The organism is Mucilaginibacter sp. (assembly GCF_028288205.1).
GTDB lineage: Bacteria > Bacteroidota > Bacteroidia > Sphingobacteriales > Sphingobacteriaceae > Mucilaginibacter.
In genome coordinates, this window is sequence record NZ_JAQBOD010000061.1 from 1 (window position 1) to 21,757 (window position 21,757).

A 21,757-nucleotide genomic window follows, 5' to 3' on the forward strand; every position below is an offset into this window, starting at 1 on the left:
TATATCGTGTTTTAACAACTCGTCTAAAGTTGCCATAACTTTTGCAAATTCATCACGGCGGGTAATGGTAAAAAACCTGTTAGCATCTAAAGTATCCAAACTCAAATTAACCGACTTTATACCCAACGCTTTCATTTCAGCGACATGGGGGGCCGTTAATACCCCATTAGTGGTCATGCTAAGTTCTTTTAATCCATCAAGTTTTGATAAGCCGGATAGTAATTTCATAATATCCTTGCGTACAAAAGGCTCGCCGCCGGTAATACGTATCTTTTCAATACCCATCTTTACCAGCAAGGCACAGCTGCGTAGCATTTCCTCGTAGCTCATCAATTCGGCTCGTGATAGCCAGTTAAGACCATCTTCGGGCATACAATAAAAACAACGCAGATTACACCTGTCTGTTACAGCCAGGCGCAGGTAATTAACTCTTCTGCCGTGATTATCTGTTATCAATTTATCCTCCTATAAGATGATATTTATGTAAAAGTAAATATTACAATTTATTACAATGTTTTTTAATTGTCGTTTTATATCAAAATTGTGATTTACGTTTTACTACCGATACAATAACATTCAATTATATTTGTTGAAACATCGATGAAAGAACTACAGGACATTGTAAATGCTTTTGATAAGGCCAACACAGCGGGTAAGCAAACGGCTTTAGCTACCGTGGTGCATGTAGAAGGTTCATCATACCGCCACGCCGGAGCACGTATGCTGATAACCGAAGATGGACAACTTACCGGTGCCATAAGCGGCGGCTGTTTAGAGGGTGATGCACTAAGAAAGGCAAGACTGGTGATGGTAAAGAACAAACCCATGCTTGTTACTTATGACACTACCGACGATGACGATGCCAAGTTTGGTGTAGGCTTAGGCTGCAACGGAATTATCCATATATTGATAGAGCCTATATCTCCTGAAAAACAGGACAATCCAATTAACCTATTCAAATTATTTTTAAGTAAAAGGCGCCCGGTTATAATAGCTACCCTATTTTCTTTAAAAGATAAAAAAGCGGCACAGCCGGGGACTTGTTTATTACTAACCGAAAATGAATTTATTGAGGCCCCGTTTCCTAACGATATTATACGGCAAGCCATATTAACCGATGCTAAAGACGTTCTTATAAATGGCAACTCCATAACCAAAACATATTTATATAACGACGAGTTTACCTGCTTTATTGAGCTATTACAGCCTGCGGTATCGCTGGTGATATTTGGCGCCGGTAATGATGCAATTCCGTTAATAAATTTATCTGCTAATTTGGGCTGGCATGTTACATTGATAGACGGCAGGGCAAATTATGCTGTACCCGAACGTTTTCCGCTCGCAAAAAAAGTCATAACGGCAAAACCGGAACAGGCACTTGTTCATTTAACAATTGATGAACGCACCGTAGTAATGCTAATGACCCATAATTACAACTATGACCTTGCCATATTGCGTCAGTTACTTCCGCTTCGCCTTACCTATGTTGGGGCATTGGGTCCTAAAAAGCGCCTGCATAGAATGCTTGACGATTTGAAAGAAGACGGCATAGAAGTTATCCTATCTCAATTAGAAAGTGTATATGGCCCTGCCGGATTAGATATAGGTTCTGAAAACGCAGATGAAATAGCATTATCTATTTTGGCAGAAATACAGGCGGTATTGAAAAAAAGCTCGGGAGTTTCCTTACGGGATAAAGATTTTATTCATGACCGTAAATCCGATCAAATAATTCAACAAGCCTTATGACGGGTATCATTATACTTGCCGCCGGCTCATCGAGCAGGTTAGGTACGGCTAAACAAGCCTTACAGTACCAGGGGCAAACCCTGATGCAACGGGCAATACAATCTGCGCTGGCTGCTGATTGCGATACAGTTGCTATTGTATTGGGTGCAAATGCAGAGGCGCTGCAATTAACTATAACAGACCTGCCTGTTCATGTTTTCTTTAATGATGCCTGGGAAGAAGGTATGGCTTCATCAATATGTTGCGGAATAAGCGAGCTGCAAAAAACTGCGCCACAATTAACATCCATAGTTTTAATGCTTTGCGATCAACCTTATGTTGATGCATCCATTATTAATCAGCTGATACAAAAAGCATTGCCAAATAAAATAATTGCAAGCGCTTATAATAACACGATCGGCCCGCCGGCATTGTTTGACCGTTTATTTTTCCAGGATCTGCTTTCACTTTCAGGGCATGAAGGCGCTAAAAAAATAATGCTTGGCCACCCCAATGCTGTTATTGAAATTCCCTTTCCTCTGGGCGCTATTGATATTGATACTATTGCCGATTACGATCAACTAAGTAACTAAACAGAAAACTTATAAGTAGTTTGAGTTTTATAAATCTCTCCCGGTTTTAAAACTGTTGAGGGAAAATGAGGCTGATTAGGTGAATCCGGGAAATGTTGTGTTTCCATAGCAAAAGCAGTGCACATCTTGTCTTTTACACCCCCTCTTAAAATGTTGGTACCCGGCATAAAATTTCCGGTATAAAACTGCATGCCCGGTTGGTCTGTATATACTTCCAGTTTAATGCCGCTTTTATCGCCCGTTACCGTTGCAGCAGGCGAATGTGCCCCGCGTTTGTTTAATACAAAATTATGATCATAACCATTACCAAATTTTAGCTGCTCGTTATCTGCCTTAATCCTCTTCCCTATCCTTTCCGGGTTTGTAAAATCAAACGGCGTGCCTTTAACGGGTTCTATTTTTCCTGTTGGGATCATTGTATTATTAACAGGCGTATAATTATCGGCAGCTATTTGCATTACATGGTTTAATATATCTTCATTACCCTCGCCGTTTAAGTTAAAATAAGCATGATTAGTTAAATTAACTATTGTGGTTTTATCTGTAGTAGCTTCGTAAGTTATTGTTATCGCGTTATCATCAGTAAGCTGATAGGTTATTTTTACTTTTAAATTACCCGGGTACCCCTCTTCCATATCTTCCGATAAATATTCTAATGTTACAGTTTTTGCATCAATTTGATTTGCTTCCCAAACCCTGTAACTGAAGTTATATTTACCACCATGTAAACTATTAGGGCCATTGTTTACAAACAAACGATATTCTTTTCCCTCTAAAGTAAACTTACCGTCTGCTATCCTGTTTCCATACCTGCCTATAGTAGCGCCATAATAGCTTTCTTGTTTAAGCAACCCTTCTATATTATCAAACCCTATTATCACACTGGTTAGTTTTCCCTTTTTATCAGGAACCAACGCACCTACTAAATAACCACCAAAGTTTGTAATAGCTACCTGCATACCTGCATTATTCTGAAGCACGTATAAATTGGTTTGCCTGCCGGTTATTTTTCTTTCAAATGCTGATGCATCAGGTAATTTTATAGCAGTTGGATTATATGCCATGACAATTAAATTAAAACATATCCTTCTCTACAACTGCCGATTCGCAGATATAGGTAGGCACTATGCCGGTTGCAGTGATCCGTGTATCAACATCCTGTGCTAAGGTATTGCCAGACAATACCAGTACGGTATCCAGGCCAAACTTATTACCACCTATAATATCTGTATGTAAGGTATCACCTACCATCACTATTTCTTTTTTGCTGATAGGCCGGTAATCACGTATCAGGTCATAAGCAAACATGAACATCTGCGAATCAGGTTTCCCAAAACGGATAAACTTCTTACCAACAATATTCTCTATCAATGATGCAAGCCCGCCAATGGCAATGGCTACATCATTTAGCGTAACAGGATAAGCAAGATCTGTATTAGCTACAATAACCGGAATAGTGCGCTTACGCAATAAATTAACAGCAATATTTAAATCACTGCGCCAGTCAAAACCCTCATCATCTAAAAATATCAGGGCGTTTACCCTATCAATATTACTGCTGCTTATTTGATTTACCGGTATAGTATGCAAGCCTGAACTTTCAATATAATGTGCGGAATCTTCTGTACCTAAATAAGCTACAATTCCATCCTCAACTTTAAGATCAAGATACTCTTTGGTTAACATACCCGATGATATAATACGACCGGGTGTTATAGCATGCAGACCCATTTTATGGTAAGATGCTGCCAATTGGGCCGGGCTGCGTGAGGCATCATTGGTAACTATATAATATTCCTTTTGCTGTTCTTTAAGATATTCAAAAGTTTTTTCAATACCGGGCACTAATCCCTGGTGATTTTTTATCACCCCATAAGCATCAAAAAAGATAACATTATACTTATCAATTATAGTTTTAAAATTATCAATGCGTTGCATGTGAGCGGTGAGTGGTGAATAGTGAGTGGTGAATGGTTACTATTAATACTTTATAAATTAACATGATGAACAGCTATTCAAATATAGAATTTCTTATCAAACCACTCATCATTTACTACTCACAGCTTCCTATTCTAAATTCAATGCTTTAATAATTTTCTCTGCATCAAAGTCCCTGTCGACAGATGGAAGATAAATATCAAAAGCTTCTCCCTGTAATTTTTTTGCATACTGTTCGCTAAAAAAGTACTTACCATCTTTGATGACATAATTTAAAATAAAAAAACGATAAGCTTCTTTTAAAAATCTAATTTCATTAGCAGTTAAAGGATTTATTTGGTGATATTCTTCCAAAAATGTTATAAAGCGATCTTCAGTTAGTGTTTTAATACCATAACTAAACACAGTACGGTCGCCCACATCAGATACTACCCTGCTTAAAAAATAAAAATCAAGTATCCGGTAACTCATCCGGAACCAATCATAATCCCATCTCGAATAAAGATTTAAATTAGCATCTACAGAAAAATTACCTATGTTCCAATCAATAAAAACCGGGATGATCTCGAACGAGCTCATGTTATATTTAGAGCGGTTACGCAGGAATGTTTCGCAATGGTATTTCAAAAAATCAACCTGCATGGCTGTACCAAATTGCTTTTCGTTCACCTCTAACTGGTGCATCAGCGAGTAAATATCAGTACGTAGCGTTTTGGATGATTTTGGCAATACATTCTTTATGCGGGCACAAGCTTTATGAAACTTACCCACTTGCTGGCCCAACTTACGGATATGATACTCATCCAACCTTTTAGGCATACGGTCAAATATGCGGGTGGGGTTATAAAAAACTACCCAGGCATCTGTTTTTCTGTATTTATAATGATATATGTATACCCGGTTGTTTTTTAATAATGATTTTGCCAGGAAATTTTCAAAAGGATAAAGCAGGTTATTTGATAAACTATGTATTATGCGGTGATCTTCTTTAAAATATTCGTACTTGCCAAAATAGGATAGCTTGGCAATAATTATATCGTCGTCATCAAAAGTTATCCTGAATACCCGGTTTGTAGAAACCATCGCACTGATATCTTCAATGTTTTTAATACTTTTTGAAGCATCATATCCTTCCCACGCTTTTTTTATAATTATAGAATAGTCCATTCGGGTTATATATTATTCAAAGGACCGCAAAGATATAACACAGTCTCAACTATGCTATTAATATGATCTAAATTATCTCAAAATATCTTTTCAGCTCCCAATCTGTTACACTTTTAGCAAATTGCTTGCATTCCCATAAACGGGTTTGTGTAAAGTGCTCAACAAAATCATTTCCTAATATTTCTTTAGCAATGGCCGAGTTCTTCATGTCCATAGTAGCATCATAAAGATTTGACGCAATTTTACCGTTGGCCGCATTTTGATAACCATTGCCAATAGTTTGTGGTATATCTAAACTCAGTTTATTTTTAATACCATATAAACCAGATGCCAGCGCGGCAGCCATAGCCAGGTATGGGTTGGTATCGGCGCCCGGTATGCGAGTTTCTAACCGTGTATAAGCTTCTGATGAATTTAATACACGGAAAGCCGTAGTCCTGTTTTCAACGGCCCAGGTAATGGTTGTTGGCGCCCATGCGCCCTCTATTAAACGTTTATAGCTATTTATAGTTGGCGCATACATTGGCAATATATGCGGCAGGCAATATAATTGCCCTGCTAAATATTGCTTATGCAGATCGCTCATTTTATTGGTATCGCTGCCATTATAGAACAAATTTTCAGATTGATCCTTGTTCCATAAACTTTGATGGATATGGCCGCCGCATCCCGGTAAGTTCTCATTCCATTTAGCCATAAAGGTGGCTATGATGCCATGTTTATAAGCAATTTCCTTTACAGCGGTTTTTAAAAGCACTGCCCTGTCTGCAGCTTCTAAAACATGCGTATGCAGTATTGCCGCTTCATAAACACCCGGACCGGTTTCGGTATGCAAACCCTCTAACGGGATATTGAATTGCGCTAATAGATTAAACAGATCATTAAAAAATTCATTATTTTCAGATGTACGCAGTATAGAATAGCCAAACATGCCCGGAGTTAGCGATTGTAACTTAGTGAAATTTTTATCCTGCAAGCTTTGAGGTGTTTCTTTGAAATTGAACCATTCAAACTCCTGCGCGAATTCCGGATGAAAACCCATTTCCTCGCATTGTTTGGTAATACGCTTTAACAAACTGCGTGGACAGGCAGCCAACCCATTACCATCAGGATCACTAAAATCACCTAAAAAAAACGGAATATTTTCCTGCCACGGCACCGTACGAAAGGTGGACAGATCAATATGGCAAGGCTTATCCGGATAACCGGTATGCCAGCCGGTTAGCTGTACATTATCATAACAAACATCACTGCTATCCCAGCCAAATACTACATCACAAAAACCATAACCACTTTGCAAACCGTCTATGAATTTTTTGGGATGAATTAGCTTTCCACGCAAAACGCCATCAATATCTGCAAACGCGAATTTTATTTTTTGACTATTGTTTTCTTGTAAATATGCTGTAATTTGATGTTCGTTCATGATATAGGTAAAAAATCATTCAATATTAAGCAAGATAGTTATACTAGCTTAAAATTTTATATTTAAAGATGATAAATGAATTATTGTTTGTTTATGGTTCATTATTAAATGCCGGCAATGAATTTGCTGTATACTTAAGCTGCAATGCCCATTTGCATAGTACGGGTAAATTTAAAGGAAAGTTGTATGATATTGGAGAATACCCCGGGGCGATTATCGATACCAATGGTACGCATGATGTAACCGGTAGTATTTACCAATTAAACTATCCTGAAGAAGCATTAAAAATATTGGATGATTACGAAGGATTTGGCACCGATCAGCACCAGCCTAATTTATTTATCCGTGAGTTGTTACAAGTTGAAAGTACAAATGGCGCTATAGATTGCTGGGTATATTTATACAATCTGCCTGTTGATGGATTGAAGCAGATCAAATCAGGAGATTACCTGGAGTATCTAAACAAAAAAAGCGATGAGTAAACCCATCGCTTTTAAGTATAGTTAATAGTTAAATATTAAACTTTAGCTGTTTTTACAGTTTTAATAATAACTGCAGCTACTTTATATGGATCTGCAGCCGAATTAGGGCGACGATCTTCTAAGTAACCACTCCAGTCATGATCAACAGTATAAAGCGGGATACGGATAGAAGCACCACGATCTGACACACCATAGCTAAAATCAGTTATAGATGCAGTTTCGTGTTTACCGGTTAAACGTAACTCGTTATGCGCACCATATACGGCAACACACTCAGCAACCGCAGGACGGAAAGCTTCGCAGATAGCTTCAAACTTAGCTTTGCTGTTTGCAGTACGTAAAGTAGTGTTCGAGAAGTTGGCGTGCATGCCAGAACCATTCCAATCTAAAGTACCTAATGGTTTGCAATGCCAGTTAATGGCAACGCCATAGCTTTCGCCAATTCTTTCCAGTAAATAACGTGCAACCCAAATTTGGTCGCCAGCATCTTTAGCACCTTTAGAGAATATTTGGAATTCCCATTGTCCGGCAGCAACTTCGGCGTTGATACCTTCAACGTTCAAACCAGCTTCTAAACATACGTCTAAGTGTTCTTCAACAATTTCGCGACCATAAGCATTGTTAGCACCTACTGAACAATAGTAAGGGCCTTGCGGACCCGGATAACCACCAGCCGGGAAACCAAGAGGTTTATCTGTTTTTGGATCCCACAGGAAATATTCCTGCTCAAAACCAAACCAGAAATCATTATCATCATCCTGGATAAGCGCACGGCCGTTAGACTCATGTGCTACACCTTTTGAATCAAGAACTTCGCACATTACTAAGTAAGCATCTTTTCTTTGCGGGTCCTTACAAATAAATACCGGTTTCAAAACGCAATCAGATGAACCACCTGGTGCCTGCTCGGTTGATGAACCATCAAAGCTCCAAAGCGGGCAATCTTCTAATTTACCGCTGAAATCTTTTTCAATTTTTGTTTTGCTACGAAGGCTTTGTGTTGGTTTGTATCCATCAAGCCAAATGTACTCGAGTTTTGTTGCCATGTTTAATTATATTTTGTAAAGTTTGATTCAGATAATACGTTTCACTACAATGCTTAGGTATATGCAAGCAAATTTATATTAAAAATTCTATTTTTTGCAAATTTTATCAAAAAAATAGAAAAAAAATTAAAAATGTTTAAAAAAAGCACTTTAATGACAATAAAAACAGCAAAATAAAGCCGTAAAAAATGCAAATAGTATGTTTTTGCTAATTTCATTAAAAATTTAACTGTTAAACAATAACATTATCTGCTGATATCAGCTAAAGAAAAAGCTGATATATTTATAGCTGAATGAGTATTAATTGAGATTTAATGCTATTTTAACAATGTGAAGACAGTATTTTATAATTTTTTCTTAAAATTGCAAGCAATTTAATTCCTTCTTATAAAATATAAAATATTATGAAAATAACAGTTGTTGGTGCCGGAGCTGTTGGCGCTACATGTGCGGATAACATCGCAAGAAAAGAATTAGCAGAAGAACTTATTTTATTAGACATACGCGAAGGTTTTGCCGAAGGTAAGGCTATCGATATGATGCAAACCTCTGCCCTATTAGAGTTTGATACCAAAATAAAAGGTGTTACTAATGATTATGCTGCAACTGCCGATTCGGAAGTTGTTATTATAACCTCGGGACTGCCACGTAAACCGGGCATGACCCGCGAGGAGCTGATTGGCACCAATGCTAACATTGTAAAAAGTGTTACCGAAAACATTTTAAAACATTCGCCAAATACCATCATCATTGTGGTTTCAAACCCGATGGATACCATGAATTACCTAACGCTGAAAACATCAGGCTTACCTAAGAACCGTATTATAGGTATGGGTGGCGCTTTAGATTCTGCAAGGTTTAAATATTACCTGAGCCAGGAACTGGGTTGCTCTCCTGCTGATCTTAACGCGGTTGTTATTGGCGGTCATGGGGATACCACTATGATCCCGTTGATTAATCATGCAACCTGGAACAGCATACCTGTTACTCAGTTTTTAAGCAAAGAGCAACAGGATAAGGTTGTTGCTGACACCATGGTTGGCGGTGCTACTTTAACTAAGTTAATTGGTACATCTGCCTGGTATGCACCGGGTGCCGGTACCGCGTTTATGGTTGAAGCAATTGTACGCGACCAGAAAAAACTATTATCATGCGGTGTAGCTTTAGATGGTGAGTATGGCCAAAAAGATATCTCGTTAGTTGTTCCTGTAATTTTAGGAAAAGGCGGATGGGAAAAGATCGTCGACTTTAAATTAACTACCGATGAGCAGGCTTCTTTTAACAAAAGTGCCGATGCTGTACGTGCTATGAACCAGGTATTGGCCGATAGCAACCTGATATAATATTAACCCTGTTAAATATTAACGGCTTCCATCTTCGGTGGGGGCCTTTTTTGTTATGGTTTCTTTAATCTTCTTTGCCTGCGTACCTCGTCGGGATCAGTTTTGTAAGGCATGATAGCTATCTGACTAATATAATGCGCAGGAAGATCTGCATTTTTTGCCAGTTTCAATATTTTATTATGATACCAGTCATAAGGCAAAAGGTGCGTAGTAATAGCATGTGGTTGCGTTACAAATACTTCGGCATGGTAAATATTACTATCCATATCAAAGCATAGTACCGGCTCCAGCTTTAGTGTTGTACTCCAGGTTGGGTCATAAAAATCAGATCGCTCATCGTCGTTGTATTTTATTAAAACACCCCATACTATGGCATCCGGATCAGAAGACTTTACCACATTTGCTTTAGCCGATTCATCATCGCCGGTACTGTTAAAAGCAAAGTTATATCCCAGCAGTTTAGCAACACCAAGTTTCTTTGCAGAGGGAACAGTTTTAGCAAACTTCTCTACATTCATATTGCCGGCATATGCAAATAGTATCATAGCTTTTGGTAGGTAGACAATAATTTGAACGTTTTGTTAGATGGAATAGTATTTACAAAATGTGGTTCAGCCCAAAGTGCAAAATCCAGACTCAAATAAGTAATGCAGTGTTTCACAAATAAATGAAACACATGAAACACTCTTTTAGGTTAACCCATTGATTTATAGAAATTTGACAAAATGTGTGAAACACTTTGAAACAGTACAAAAGCTTTAGATCAAACGATATAAATATCTAACAATTAGCGCTTTATGCTATTTTATGGATTTTTGCAAAAACAGGGTGAAACACCTGATGTGAAACACTTTTTTTTACCTGAAACAGTGACTCAAACCCTCTGCGGGCGACCCTGGCGGGCATATAATTAATGTAAATTATATCTTGTCTTTTCATGGGGCTACGCCGTTTATACGGCGGCTTTATTAATTAACGCGGTACATCTTACCCGGTAAGCTCCGTATAAAACCCTGCATTTCCATATTTAACAGGTTCATGGCCAGCTGGCTCATGGGCATATTGATTTTTATGGTGAGGTCATCAATTGCCAATGGTGCTTTATGCTGTTGGATAATATCAAATATGGTACGTTCCTCGGCCGATAGATCTAAAGGCAGCATAAATTGTTCAACCGGTTTAGTGTTATCAGGCTTTTCCCATCCAAGGCTGTACGCAAGGTCGGCAACGCAGGTAAGCAGCGCGGCTTTGTTGTTTCTGATTAAAAAGTTACACCCCTCAGAATATACATCATCCATCCTACCCGGAAAAGCGAATACATCCCTGTTATATGAATTGGCAATTTCGGCAGTTATTAACGCGCCGCCTTTTATGCTGGCTTCAATAACAATAGTAGCATCGGCAATGCCGGCCACAATACGGTTACGCTGCGGAAAGTTCTCCCTGCCGGGGATAGTATTTGAAGGATACTCTGTTAATAACCCGCCATGCTCCAGCATCTTATCAGCGGTTCCTTTATTTTGCGATGGATATATCCTGTCTAAACCATGGCCCAATACCCCTACTGTGGTTACATTATTTTTCAGGCATTCTCTATGAGCCGTTACATCAATCCCCAGGGCCAGGCCGCTTACTACTAAAACATCATATTGCTGCAGCTCTTCAATTAATTGCGCGCAAAGGTACCTGCCATAATCGGTAGCATTGCGGGTGCCTACTATGCTGATAATGCGGCGTGCGTTCAAATCGGCATTACCTTTACTATATAATAGTATAGGCGAATCAAAGCAGTTTTTCAATCGTTTGGGATAGCGTTTATCGGTGTAAAAAATCACTTCTATCCCATTCTTCTCTACAAACTTTATTTCATCGGCTGCCTTTTGCAGGGCATCATCAAAATTAAGTTCTCTTATGGTTTTATCTCCAATACCGGGCACATCAAGCAGTTTATGCTTTGGTGCATTAAATACGGCTTCGGCACTGCCTAAATGGCTAACTAATAATTTGCCTATGGCCGGACCAATGTTTTTTAAAAAAGTTAAAGCTATTTGATGGAGTACAGACATATATTTTATAAGCATCTAAAATAGAAAAAACTTGCTATAATTTTTAGCAAAGTTATTTTTTTATTGGGATGACGGTGATTACTCACCCCGCGGCACTTCGTGCGCGACTCTCTCTTCCGCAAGCGGGAAAGAGGGTTGCTTATTAAAAATAGATTTGTCAACTTTTTAAAAGTTGACAAATCTTTAGCCCACCGAGTACAAAACCCTCTTTACGGCTTGCCGAAGACAGGGTGATCGAGCGTAGCGATGATCGGGTGAGTAGACGGCGCGCTATGCAATTATTTTATTTTTTCAAAAACTAAAAAAATAATATTCATAAACTAAAAAAATAGTTTTATATTTAGATAATCAATTTCCTAACCAACCTTTGTGATGAGAAATATAATTTTAACCTCTGCTAAACTGGTGTTGCCTGTGTTGGCTCTTTTTATTATTTCAATTACTGCCAACGCCCAAAAATTACCAACCGTGCAAAAGGTTAGCCTACGGGCACCAGCCAACATTAAAATTGATGGCCAGGCAATAGAATGGAATTATAAACTCCAGGCCTATAACAATGCTACGGATATCGCTTACACACTTTCTAATGACGACAAATGGCTGTATTTAACAGTGCAATCTAAATATCATGACGTGGTCGATAAAATTTTAAGAGGGGGCATTACCTTAACCATAAATCATTCCTTAAAGAAAATGGACGAAAAACATGTATCCATTACTTACCCGGTATTACGCGATGCAGATATGGCCGGCGTAACAAATTTACTTGCCCATAAGGGTATTGAAAAGCGCGAAGCCGGTACAGCCCCAATAAAGGTTAACGACCTGAACGATCTGCTCGAAGCGAAAGATAAAATGATCAATATATCAGGGGTAGAATCAATTCCTGATCCTTCTATTTCTATTTATAACAACGAGGGTATAAAAGCAGCATCGCGGTTTGACAGCGACCTGGTTTATACCTGCGAACTGGCAATACCTCTGAAATTTTTATCTCTGCCAAATGATGGTGCTGATGCTTTTAGTTATCAAATTAAAGTAAATGAGCCTGCTCAAACTGTGCGTAGCGGAGATGCTCCCCCCCCACCGCCAATGATGACCACCTCATTTTCACCTACCTATTTTTGGGGCGAATACACTTTGGCCAAGAAATAGAAATTACCCCTTCACATATATCACCTGCTTAGTTTCAAAAAACTCTTCGGCGAAATAATCTTTAAGGTAATATTGCTGCACTTTTAAGCCAGATTCTTTGATCTCTTCGGCAAGGTCGCCGCCTTTTAAGTATAGAATGCCGTTAGGCAATTTATTTTTTGATGTTTTATTGAACTTGCCTTTTATCCATGGATAAAACTCGCCTAATCGGGTTACGGCGCGGGATACTATAAAGTCGAATTTCTCGTCAACCTGTTCGGCGCGAAGGTGTGATGCACGTACATTTTTAAGTCCGAGCGCGCTTGCAACTTCCTGCACTACTTTTATTTTTTTACCGATAGAATCAACCAGATAAAACTGTGTATCCGGGAACAATATAGCCAGCGGTATCCCCGGAAAGCCCCCACCGGTACCCACATCAAGCACGCTTTCGCCGGGTAAAAAAGGTATTATTTTGGCAATACCCAATGAGTGCAATACATGCCGCTCAAAAAGCTGGTCAATATCCTTGCGTGATATTACATTGATCTGGTTGTTCCAGAACTCATATAAGGCGGGCAGTTGTTCAAATTGTTGCTGCTGGATGGGTGTTAATCCGGGAAAATAGGTAAAGAGCTGCTTAGATGTCATCCCGGTTAAAGCGGTTAATAATATTGCCAAGCAAGTACCTCGCCCTAAATAATTGCGCCTTAACCGTACCTAAGGGCAAATCAAGCTGCTGTGCAATTTCTTCGTATGATAGTTCATCAAAATAACGCAGGGTAATTAAATTACGATAACGTGCCGGTAAGCTTTGTATTAACAATTTCAACTCTTCGGTTTGTTGTTTTTTGATAGAAGTTTCTTCTGGGTTTAAAACATCAGCCTTTATTTGCAACTGTTTTTCGTCGCCGTCATCATCTGTCATACCATGAATAGAGGTGGTATTAAGCTTTTTTTTCCGGATAAAATCAATACAATTATTAGTAGCCACCCTAAATAGCCAGGTACTAAAGGCATAATCCGGCTGATACTTATCCAGTTTCTCAAATGCTTTGGCAAAGGTTTCTACAGTAAGGTCCATAGCATCTTCCTTATTGTTTACCATTTTAAGCACCATAAAATAGATGGAATCTTTATAGCGTTGCATTAGGTCGGCATACGCCTTTTGGCTCCCTTCCCTTGCTTTGACTACCAAGTGGAAGTCATTCTTCGCATTTTCAGTAAAATTCGAATTTATTTCCATTGAGTAGTTTTTACAAAGGTGCCTATAAAGCCAAACACATTAATATAAATGTAGTAAACAAAATCAAAAAATGGCAAACACCACAATTGTGATGCCGAATTTAATTTTTTAAATGTTTTACGATAGATTATTATTTGGATTATCCATCTAAAAAAGAACAATCCTAAAGCAAATAAAGGTTCAAAATAATAGGCCAGGCTCCAAATAAGCAATCCGTAAAATACAAAGCCGCTCAAAGCATCAAAGCTTAGCATGTAGCGATGTGTATTCTTATACAATTTACCAACCCCCATATGTCGCTTTTTTTGACGATACAGGGCTCCCAAAGTAGTTTTGGCTGATGTAAACACAAAGGCGTCCTGGTGTATCTCAATATCGGTATTGGTAGCGGTTGCATTTTGATTTACAAAAAGATCATCATCACCAGATATTACATGCATATGTGCCGCGAAACCTTTGTTGGCAAAAAACAGTGTTTTGGTATATCCTAAATTACGGCCTATACCCATGTAAGCGCCACCATTTAACGCTGCCGACAGGTAATTTATAGCCGTTTTTAAAGTCTCAAAACGAATAATCGAATTTAAAAAATTACCGGTTTTATAATAAGGCGAGTAGCCTAATACAATATGTACCTCATTGTTAAAGTGAGCGGCCATACGGGTTATCCAGTTTGACGAAGCTGGCCGGCAATCGGCATCTGTAAATATCAAATGTTCGCTCTTTGCTGCCTTGATACCTAAAGTAAGCGCGAATTTTTTTCCCGTTTTAAAGCGCTCATGCTCTGTAATGGTTACTATTTTAAGGTGAGGATAAGTTTCTTTTAATACTTCCAAAACAATATCTGAGGAATCGTACGAGCAATCATTTATTACCACCACTTCAAAATCAGGATAATTTTGCTGTAATATAAAGGGAAGGTTTTCGTTTAAGTTCTTTGCTTCGTTACGGGCACTTATTATTATAGATATGGGTATTTTAACGTCCGGCAATTCATCCGGCACTATGTATGACGACAGCGATTTATGGCTACTGATAAGATAGTATAACTGGACAATAAAAGCCAGTAAAAAAACAACAAATAATGTGACTCGTATATAAGTTTCCAACACGTAGTAAATATGCAGCAAATTTGGAAAAAATATTGGAGATTAAAGATTGAAGATTAGAGATTAGTTAAGAAAATTAGAGCTTAGTTAATTATAGGGCAGGGATCAGGCATTCGCAGGTGAAAATTCAAGTATTTTTAGTAAAACGATAGGATATTAATTGCCAATTAACTAATCTCTGATCTTTAATACCTAATCTTTAATCTCTACCTTTGCTCCGCAAAAATGAAATTTAATTTAACAGCACAAGATCCGCTTTCTAAAGCCCGTGCGGGCGAGATTACTACCGATCACGGGACCATACAAACCCCTATTTTTATGCCTGTTGGTACAGCAGGTACCGTTAAGGCTGTTCATCAGCATGAGCTTAAAAATGATATTGAGGCACAAATAATATTAGGCAACACCTATCATTTATATTTACGGCCCGGTTTAGATGTGTTGGAAGGCGCAGGCGGCTTGCATAAATTTAATGGCTGGGACGGCCCTATTTTAACAGATAGCGGCGGCTACCAGGTATATTCTTTAAGTGAAGTACGCAAGATAAAAGAAGAAGGCGTAACGTTCCGCTCACATATCGACGGTTCAAAACACTTGTTTACACCAGAGAATGTAATGGATATTCAGCGCGTTATTGGTGCCGATATTATTATGGCCTTTGATGAGTGCACACCCTACCCCTGCGATTATACCTACGCCAAAAAATCAATAGAAATGACGCATCGCTGGTTGAAGCGTTGCTGTGAGCGTTTTGATACTACAGAACCTAAATATGGTTATAGTCAAACCCTTTTTCCGATAGTGCAGGGATCTGTTTATAAAGATCTGCGGGTACGGTCGGCAGAGGTTATTGCTTCTTTCGAGCGGGAGGGCAATGCCATAGGCGGCCTGTCTGTAGGTGAGCCTGCCGAAGAAATGTACGCTATGACAGAATTGGTGTGCAATATATTACCTGAGCAAAAACCACGTTATTTAATGGGTGTTGGTACACCTATAAATTTACTGGAAAATATTGCTTTAGGTATTGATATGTTTGATTGTGTAATGCCAACCCGCAATGCGCGTAATGGCATGCTTTTTACAAAAAATGGCGTTATTAATATTAAGAACGAAAAGTGGAAGAACGATTTTTCGCCAATTGAAGATGATAGCGAATTGTTTGCCGATAAAAATTACACAAAAGCCTATTTAAGGCATTTGATACACTCGGGCGAAATGCTGGGTGCACAGATAGCTACTTTGCATAACCTGCACTTTTACTTATGGCTGGTTAAAGAAGCACGTAAAAAAATAATTACAGGCGAGTTTTATAGCTGGAAAAATACAATGGTTAGCCGTTTGGGCCAAAGATTATAAATGAAACAATTATTAGATAAGTACTTAAAAATAATTGACTGGTATATCATAAAGAAATACCTGGGCACCTTTATTTTTACTTTATTTATAGTTATAGGTATATCAGTAGTTTTTGATATATCAGAACACCTGGATAACTTTTTATCCCACCATGCTACCGTTTATGATATAGCGTTTAAATATTACGCCGGCTTTATTCCGTTTTTCATGAACCTGCTATCGCCGTTGATTACTTTTTTGGCGGTGATATATTTTACCGCAAAAATGGCAAATCAAACAGAGATTGTGCCCATACTAAGCGGTAAAGCAAGTTTCAATCGTTTTTTAAGACCGTACTTTGTATCGGCTACTTTAATTTTTATCGTTTCGCTTTTTGCTAATGTTTACCTTATCCCATATACCAATGAGCTAAAGGTAAAGTTTGAAAATACGCATGGTTTTAATGGCGATCCTACAAAAAATGAGGTACACCTGCAATTAGATACACGTACTTATGTTTACGTACAGTCTTATGATAATGCCTCTAAAACCGCTTACCAGTTTGTTTTGGAGAAGTTTGACGGCGATAAACTACGCGAAAAAATTGTTGCAAACACCGCTACTTTTGATTCTCTGAAAAGAAAATGGAGCCTTAAAAACTATTCTATACGCTATGTAAACGGCTTACGGGAAAAGCTGAATATGAACCTGCCGCAAAAAGATACTACCCTTGAGCTCAGCCCATCTGATTTTGAGATGCATGATAATGTGTATTCGGCTATGTCTACGTCTGTTTTAAATAAGAACATTGATAAAGAGAAGATAAGGGGAGCCGGTAACCTAAAGGATATGCAGTACGAAAAATACAAGCGCTTCATATATCCGTTAGCATCATACGTACTTACCATGATAGGCGTTTCTATATCCTCGCGCAGGGTGCGCGGCGGTATCGGCTTACCTTTGGGTATAGGCCTGTTTCTTTGTTTTGCCTATATAGTGGTTGATAAGTTTGCACTGGTATTTGCCATAAAAAGTGGTCTTCCGTCTTTAATTGCGGCGGCTTTGCCTAACTTTTTGTTTGGTGTATTGGGTTGTTATTTACTTTATAAAGCACCTAAATAAATGGCACAAAGGAGCGCCAACACTTCTGAGCTTAATAAAAACCTGCTTATACTCCATTTCACGGTATTTATTTGGGGATTTACCAGCATTTTAGGCGCTTTAATATCCATATCTGCAGTACAATTGGTTTGGTATCGCGTATTAATAGCCATGGTTTCGCTGTTTTTTTACTTTAAATTTAATAAAACAGCCTTTAAAGTTAGCCGCAATACCTTCTTAAAATTGTTCTTTACGGGTGCTTTAGTAGGCGGGCATTGGATATTATTCTTCGCCTCTATCAAGCTTTCTACCGTTCCGGTTACGTTGGTATGCCTTTCTTCCATGACCTTATTTACGGCTGTATTAGAGCCCTTATTCAATAAAAAGCGAATTTCAAAACTGGAGATAATAGCGGGTCTTTTAATTATTACAGGTATAGTTTTAATATTTAAATTTGAAACCCGATACACTAAGGGCATTATAGCCGGCCTGTTAAGCGCCCTGTTTGCAAGTATATTTTCTATCATTAACTCCAAACAGGTCCAAAAGTTAGAGCCTGCTATTATCTCATTTTATGAGCTTACCGGCGCCTTTTTCTGGGCCACTGTATACCTGCTTTTCACTAACGGATTTAACCATGCCATGCTGTTAAAGAACTCTGATATTGGTTATCTCCTACTGCTTGGCACTATCTGCACATCGCTTGCATATGTTGCCGGCGTATCAGTAATGCGCGAGCTTTCGGCCTTCCGGGTGGCGCTCATTACCAACCTTGAGCCGGTATATGGCATACTAATGTCTTTCCTTTTTTTTGGCGATATGAATAAAATGACCACCGGATTTTGGGTAGGTGCATTAATAATTTTATCTACCATCTTCCTGTTCCCGGTAGCCCAAAAGCAAATTCACAAGCGTACTAATCGTTAATATTCACCTGATATACTTCCTGAAATCCGTGCTATAATTTAAAACTCACAGGGTAGGGGATGATATTCACATTGCTACTACATCCATTTTAAGCCTCTCTAAGCTATCTTGAATTTCACACGCACTTGCATACATTTTACAAATTTGAATTGATTTTACGCGAAATTTCAATAATAAATTTGTGTATTGAAATCTACTATTTTCATTCTACTATAAATAGTCAATTCATACCTTATTTTAGCACAATTTTTTGAAATAAAAAATTAAAAGATAATTTTAATTTAATAAATAATATACTGTTAATCAAATAATTATACTTTTTAACTAAAGTCATTATTTAACTATTTATAAATTTTAATTTTTATAATTACTAAAATAGTTAGTATTTCTGATTTATTACAATTAAATAAACACATAAATACCTGTTAATCAAATATATAATATATGTTATCTAAACAATAAAATCAGTAAAGCTATTTTCATCAAAAACACGAGCTGTTAGTGTACTGAAAGCGCTATATTTAAATTATGCCAAAAAATACGGCATTGTGCCAGGCAGGCAGAATTTTGGAAAACCGAGTTAAAGACACAACTTTTTAACAGTGCATTTTAACAATGCATAAATAGGCGGTAATTTTATGATAATGCAAAAAAATCTCAAAAATAAAAACTACCGGTTTTGACTTTTTAAAAATCCACAACCCTCCATGTTTTTCAAATTAACATTACGCTGATCAATTTTGCTGCCCACCCTATTTTTTGAAATGATTTTAATAACACATTTAAAAAGCGGATATTGGCTAAAACTGTTAAACGCCAAAAACTATGCGCATAAAAACAATGGTCATTATTTTTATTACTGTATTGCTTACAGTAGTATTAATGCAAAACACAGAACAAGTAAAATTTAATTTTTTGTTTAGCACCTTTTATATGCCCAAGCTGGTAATGCTAACGGCCGTATCTGTAATCGCATTTATTTTAGGTGTGTTGGTAGGAAGACCCAAAAAAGTTAGAAGCATTAGCGGAGATTACCACGGCGATGACGACGACAACAACAAACCCGACACACTAAGTGATGAAGACCGCGATTACATCAGTCATCCTTAAAGAAGATTTTTTTTAGATATTGTAGAACACCTGGTTGTCTTGCTCCAGCTCGCCAAGATCGGGGGTTTTGTTAAAGATACCGAATACGGATGCCCCGCTCCCGCTCATGCTGGCATAGACAGCGCCTGCTTGGTACAGTGCGGCCTTCACCCCTCTTATCTCCACATGGTTTTTGAAGATGTTATTTTCAAAATCATTTTTGATGTGATTTTTCCATTCTGTAATTGGCGTGTAAATCAACTCTAACAATGATTGCTTCACCATGGCCGGTTTTACGCCACTGTAGGCCTCGGCAGTTGATATGTGGATGTCTGGCATCACTAAAACTATTTCATAGCCTGAGAGGTCTAATTTTATCGATTCAAACTCATTACCCTTGTCAAAAGCAAACACCGGTTTATTTTCAATAAAGAAAGCGCAATCGGCGCCTAATTGGCGGGCGTAGTTTAATTGCTGGTCGATTGATAAATTTAAATCAAACTTCTCATTCATCAGCCTGATAAAAAAAGCGGCATCGGCAGATCCGCCGCCCAGGCCCGCGCCAATCGGAATATTTTTATGCAGATGAATTTTTACCGGCGGCAGGTCATGATCTTTTTTTAACAGGTGATAGCCTTTCACGCAAAGATTATCTTCCATCCTGCCGGGAATATACAGGCCGGATGATTCAAAGCTCAATGTATCGGCTTCAATAATCTCCAGCGCATCATTTATTTTTACCGGGTAAAAAATGGTTTCCAGGTTATGGTAGCCATCAGGGCGGCGTTCGGTTATATTAAGGCCAATATTTATCTTGGCATTTGGAAATATGATCATAGAATGATTAACACAATGCTTATTTTTACACATCCGTTAGGATACCAAAAATAGATTATTTTTATTTGCGTCAGGAATTAAACATTCACTCAATTCCATCATTCACTCAATCACTCATTAAAAATGAAGCAGTATCTCGACCTAATGCGCCATGTAATGGAAACCGGCACTCAAAAGCACGACCGTACCGGCACCGGCACCATTAGTGTATTTGGCTACCAGATGCGTTTTAACCTGCAGGAGGGCTTCCCGTTGGTTACAACAAAGAAGCTGCATTTAAAATCCATTATACATGAGCTGATATGGTTCTTACAGGGCGATACCAACATTAGTTACCTGAAAGAAAATGGCGTACGTATATGGGATGAATGGGCAGACGAGAATGGAAATTTAGGGCCGGTATATGGTTACCAATGGCGCTCATGGCCCACACCTGATGGCGGGCATATTGACCAGATAAGCCAGGTCATCAACCAAATAAAAACTAACCCCGATTCGCGCCGCATCATTGTATCGGCATGGAACGTTGCCGACGTAAACCAAATGGCGTTGCCGCCCTGCCATATGCTGTTCCAGTTTTACGTGGCGCCCCCTAATCCCCTGAAGGGGGAACTAAAAGGCAAACTATCTTGTCAGCTATATCAACGCAGTGCCGATATATTTTTGGGCGTGCCGTTTAATATAGCGTCATACGCGTTGTTAACTATGATGGTGGCTCAGGCATGCGATTTGGAGCCGGGCGATTTTGTACACACTTTTGGCGATGCACACCTTTACAATAATCACCTGGAACAAACCAAGCTGCAGCTAAGCCGCGAGCCGCGCCAGCTGCCAACCATGAAAATCAATCCTAACGTAAAAGATATTTTCGATTTTAAGTTTGAGGATTTTGAATTAGAGAATTATGATCCCTGGCCGCATATTAAGGGGGCAGTTGCGGTATAGTTTGTAAAAAATGAAAGAAGAAACAGAAAATCAGAATTCTGACAAAAAACAGGTCGAAAATAATAAAGAAAAGAAAAACTGGAAGAATTCATTGAGAAAGTTTTCAAGAAGATGATGTATCTCTTAAAAGATTAGCTGATAGTTGATAATTAATTCCGCGCGTCATTGCGAGGAACGAAGCAATCTCTACAACAGACAGTCAACAAGGTAGCTCTCATTTGGCGTTAGCCAGCACGATCAATTAG

At 38.4% G+C, this 21,757-nt stretch carries 22 protein-coding genes; 10 read left to right on the forward strand and 12 right to left on the reverse strand.

The window, feature by feature from the left end; all coding sequences use genetic code 11:
- A partial coding sequence (locus JWR23_RS15360) for a radical SAM protein (RefSeq protein WP_299517112.1) occupies positions 1–456 on the reverse strand: 456 nt, incomplete at its 3' end.
- Between the two features lie 144 nt (positions 457–600).
- Between JWR23_RS15360 and JWR23_RS15365 the strand changes: the two genes are divergently transcribed.
- Both JWR23_RS15365 and JWR23_RS15370 read left to right on the forward strand, forming a co-directional pair.
- On the forward strand, positions 601–1,749 hold the full coding sequence (locus JWR23_RS15365) for an XdhC family protein (protein ID WP_299517114.1): 1,149 nt from the start codon (positions 601–603) through the stop codon (positions 1,747–1,749).
- Positions 1,746–2,321: a nucleotidyltransferase family protein gene (locus tag JWR23_RS15370; protein ID WP_299517116.1), complete on the forward strand. Its 576-nt coding sequence runs from the start codon at positions 1,746–1,748 to the stop codon at positions 2,319–2,321. Before JWR23_RS15365 ends, JWR23_RS15370 begins: the two co-directional genes overlap by 4 nt.
- Here JWR23_RS15370 and JWR23_RS15375 read toward each other — a convergent pair.
- The 4 genes from JWR23_RS15375 to JWR23_RS15390 all read right to left on the reverse strand — a co-directional run bounded on the left by JWR23_RS15375 (position 2,318) and on the right by JWR23_RS15390 (position 6,852).
- The gene (locus JWR23_RS15375) at positions 2,318–3,385 is read right to left on the reverse strand and encodes an aldose epimerase family protein (RefSeq protein ID WP_299517118.1); all 1,068 of its coding nucleotides are present in this window, start codon (positions 3,383–3,385) and stop codon (positions 2,318–2,320) included. The genes JWR23_RS15370 and JWR23_RS15375 overlap by 4 nt on opposite strands.
- A gap of 10 nt (positions 3,386–3,395) precedes the next feature.
- Positions 3,396–4,259 carry an HAD-IIA family hydrolase gene (locus JWR23_RS15380; RefSeq protein ID WP_299517120.1) on the reverse strand — a complete coding sequence of 288 codons (864 nt, stop codon included), beginning with the start codon at positions 4,257–4,259 and terminating at the stop codon, positions 3,396–3,398.
- A 129-nt stretch (positions 4,260–4,388) separates the two neighbouring features.
- Positions 4,389–5,426, reverse strand: coding sequence for a hypothetical protein (locus tag JWR23_RS15385; protein ID WP_299517121.1), 1,038 nt, complete (start codon positions 5,424–5,426; stop codon positions 4,389–4,391).
- Between the two features lie 67 nt (positions 5,427–5,493).
- Positions 5,494–6,852 carry a glutamine synthetase family protein gene (locus JWR23_RS15390; protein ID WP_299517122.1) on the reverse strand — a complete coding sequence of 453 codons (1,359 nt, stop codon included), beginning with the start codon at positions 6,850–6,852 and terminating at the stop codon, positions 5,494–5,496.
- A gap of 68 nt (positions 6,853–6,920) precedes the next feature.
- Between JWR23_RS15390 and JWR23_RS15395 the strand changes: the two genes are divergently transcribed.
- Complete coding sequence (locus JWR23_RS15395) at positions 6,921–7,334, forward strand: gamma-glutamylcyclotransferase (RefSeq protein ID WP_299517124.1); 414 nt, start codon at positions 6,921–6,923, stop codon at positions 7,332–7,334.
- Positions 7,335–7,369: 35 nt separating this feature from the next.
- Here JWR23_RS15395 and JWR23_RS15400 read toward each other — a convergent pair whose 3' ends face one another.
- Entirely contained in the window at positions 7,370–8,380 is a 1,011-nt protein-coding gene (locus JWR23_RS15400) for a glutamine synthetase beta-grasp domain-containing protein (RefSeq protein WP_299517126.1), read from the reverse strand.
- Between the two features lie 404 nt (positions 8,381–8,784).
- Here JWR23_RS15400 and mdh point away from each other — a divergent pair, with 404 nt between their 5' ends.
- On the forward strand, positions 8,785–9,723 hold the full coding sequence (gene mdh, locus JWR23_RS15405) for a malate dehydrogenase (protein ID WP_299517128.1): 939 nt from the start codon (positions 8,785–8,787) through the stop codon (positions 9,721–9,723).
- 53 nt (positions 9,724–9,776) lie between these two features.
- Here mdh and JWR23_RS15410 read toward each other — a convergent pair whose 3' ends face one another.
- Positions 9,777–10,268, reverse strand: a complete 492-nt coding sequence (locus tag JWR23_RS15410) for a gamma-glutamylcyclotransferase family protein (RefSeq protein WP_299517129.1) — start codon at positions 10,266–10,268, stop codon at positions 9,777–9,779.
- A gap of 423 nt (positions 10,269–10,691) precedes the next feature.
- Entirely contained in the window at positions 10,692–11,789 is a 1,098-nt protein-coding gene (gene dprA, locus JWR23_RS15415; RefSeq protein ID WP_299517130.1) for a DNA-processing protein DprA, read from the reverse strand.
- A gap of 372 nt (positions 11,790–12,161) precedes the next feature.
- Between dprA and JWR23_RS15420 the strand changes: the two genes are divergently transcribed.
- Complete coding sequence (locus tag JWR23_RS15420) at positions 12,162–12,944, forward strand: hypothetical protein (protein ID WP_299517132.1); 783 nt, start codon at positions 12,162–12,164, stop codon at positions 12,942–12,944.
- 3 nt (positions 12,945–12,947) lie between these two features.
- Here JWR23_RS15420 and rsmG read toward each other — a convergent pair whose 3' ends face one another.
- Genes rsmG through JWR23_RS15435 form a run of 3 tightly spaced genes read right to left on the reverse strand, consistent with a single transcriptional unit; the run spans position 12,948 to position 15,281 of the window.
- The gene (gene rsmG / locus JWR23_RS15425; RefSeq protein ID WP_299517134.1) at positions 12,948–13,574 is read right to left on the reverse strand and encodes a 16S rRNA (guanine(527)-N(7))-methyltransferase RsmG; all 627 of its coding nucleotides are present in this window, start codon (positions 13,572–13,574) and stop codon (positions 12,948–12,950) included.
- Positions 13,564–14,169 (reverse strand): sigma-70 family RNA polymerase sigma factor, encoded by a 606-nt coding sequence (locus JWR23_RS15430; RefSeq protein WP_299517135.1) that lies wholly within the window; start codon positions 14,167–14,169, stop codon positions 13,564–13,566. The genes rsmG and JWR23_RS15430 overlap by 11 nt, the downstream gene beginning before the upstream one ends.
- Positions 14,160–15,281 carry a glycosyltransferase gene (locus JWR23_RS15435; protein ID WP_299517137.1) on the reverse strand — a complete coding sequence of 374 codons (1,122 nt, stop codon included), beginning with the start codon at positions 15,279–15,281 and terminating at the stop codon, positions 14,160–14,162. Before JWR23_RS15435 ends, JWR23_RS15430 begins: the two co-directional genes overlap by 10 nt.
- A gap of 222 nt (positions 15,282–15,503) precedes the next feature.
- Here JWR23_RS15435 and tgt point away from each other — a divergent pair, with 222 nt between their 5' ends.
- The 4 genes from tgt to JWR23_RS15455 all read left to right on the forward strand — a co-directional run bounded on the left by tgt (position 15,504) and on the right by JWR23_RS15455 (position 19,751).
- Positions 15,504–16,634 (forward strand): tRNA guanosine(34) transglycosylase Tgt, encoded by a 1,131-nt coding sequence (gene tgt, locus JWR23_RS15440; RefSeq protein ID WP_299517138.1) that lies wholly within the window; start codon positions 15,504–15,506, stop codon positions 16,632–16,634.
- Positions 16,635–17,735: an LptF/LptG family permease gene (locus JWR23_RS15445; protein ID WP_299517139.1), complete on the forward strand. Its 1,101-nt coding sequence runs from the start codon at positions 16,635–16,637 to the stop codon at positions 17,733–17,735.
- Entirely contained in the window at positions 17,736–18,641 is a 906-nt protein-coding gene (locus tag JWR23_RS15450) for an EamA family transporter (protein ID WP_299517140.1), read from the forward strand.
- Positions 18,642–19,466: 825 nt separating this feature from the next.
- Positions 19,467–19,751, forward strand: a complete 285-nt coding sequence (locus JWR23_RS15455) for a hypothetical protein (protein WP_299517141.1) — start codon at positions 19,467–19,469, stop codon at positions 19,749–19,751.
- 12 nt (positions 19,752–19,763) lie between these two features.
- Here the strand turns inward: JWR23_RS15455 and ispE are convergent, their stop codons facing one another.
- Positions 19,764–20,567 (reverse strand): 4-(cytidine 5'-diphospho)-2-C-methyl-D-erythritol kinase, encoded by an 804-nt coding sequence (gene ispE / locus JWR23_RS15460; RefSeq protein ID WP_299517142.1) that lies wholly within the window; start codon positions 20,565–20,567, stop codon positions 19,764–19,766.
- A gap of 123 nt (positions 20,568–20,690) precedes the next feature.
- Here ispE and JWR23_RS15465 point away from each other — a divergent pair, with 123 nt between their 5' ends.
- Positions 20,691–21,512: a thymidylate synthase gene (locus tag JWR23_RS15465; protein ID WP_299517144.1), complete on the forward strand. Its 822-nt coding sequence runs from the start codon at positions 20,691–20,693 to the stop codon at positions 21,510–21,512.
- Positions 21,513–21,757: the final 245 nt, after the last annotated feature.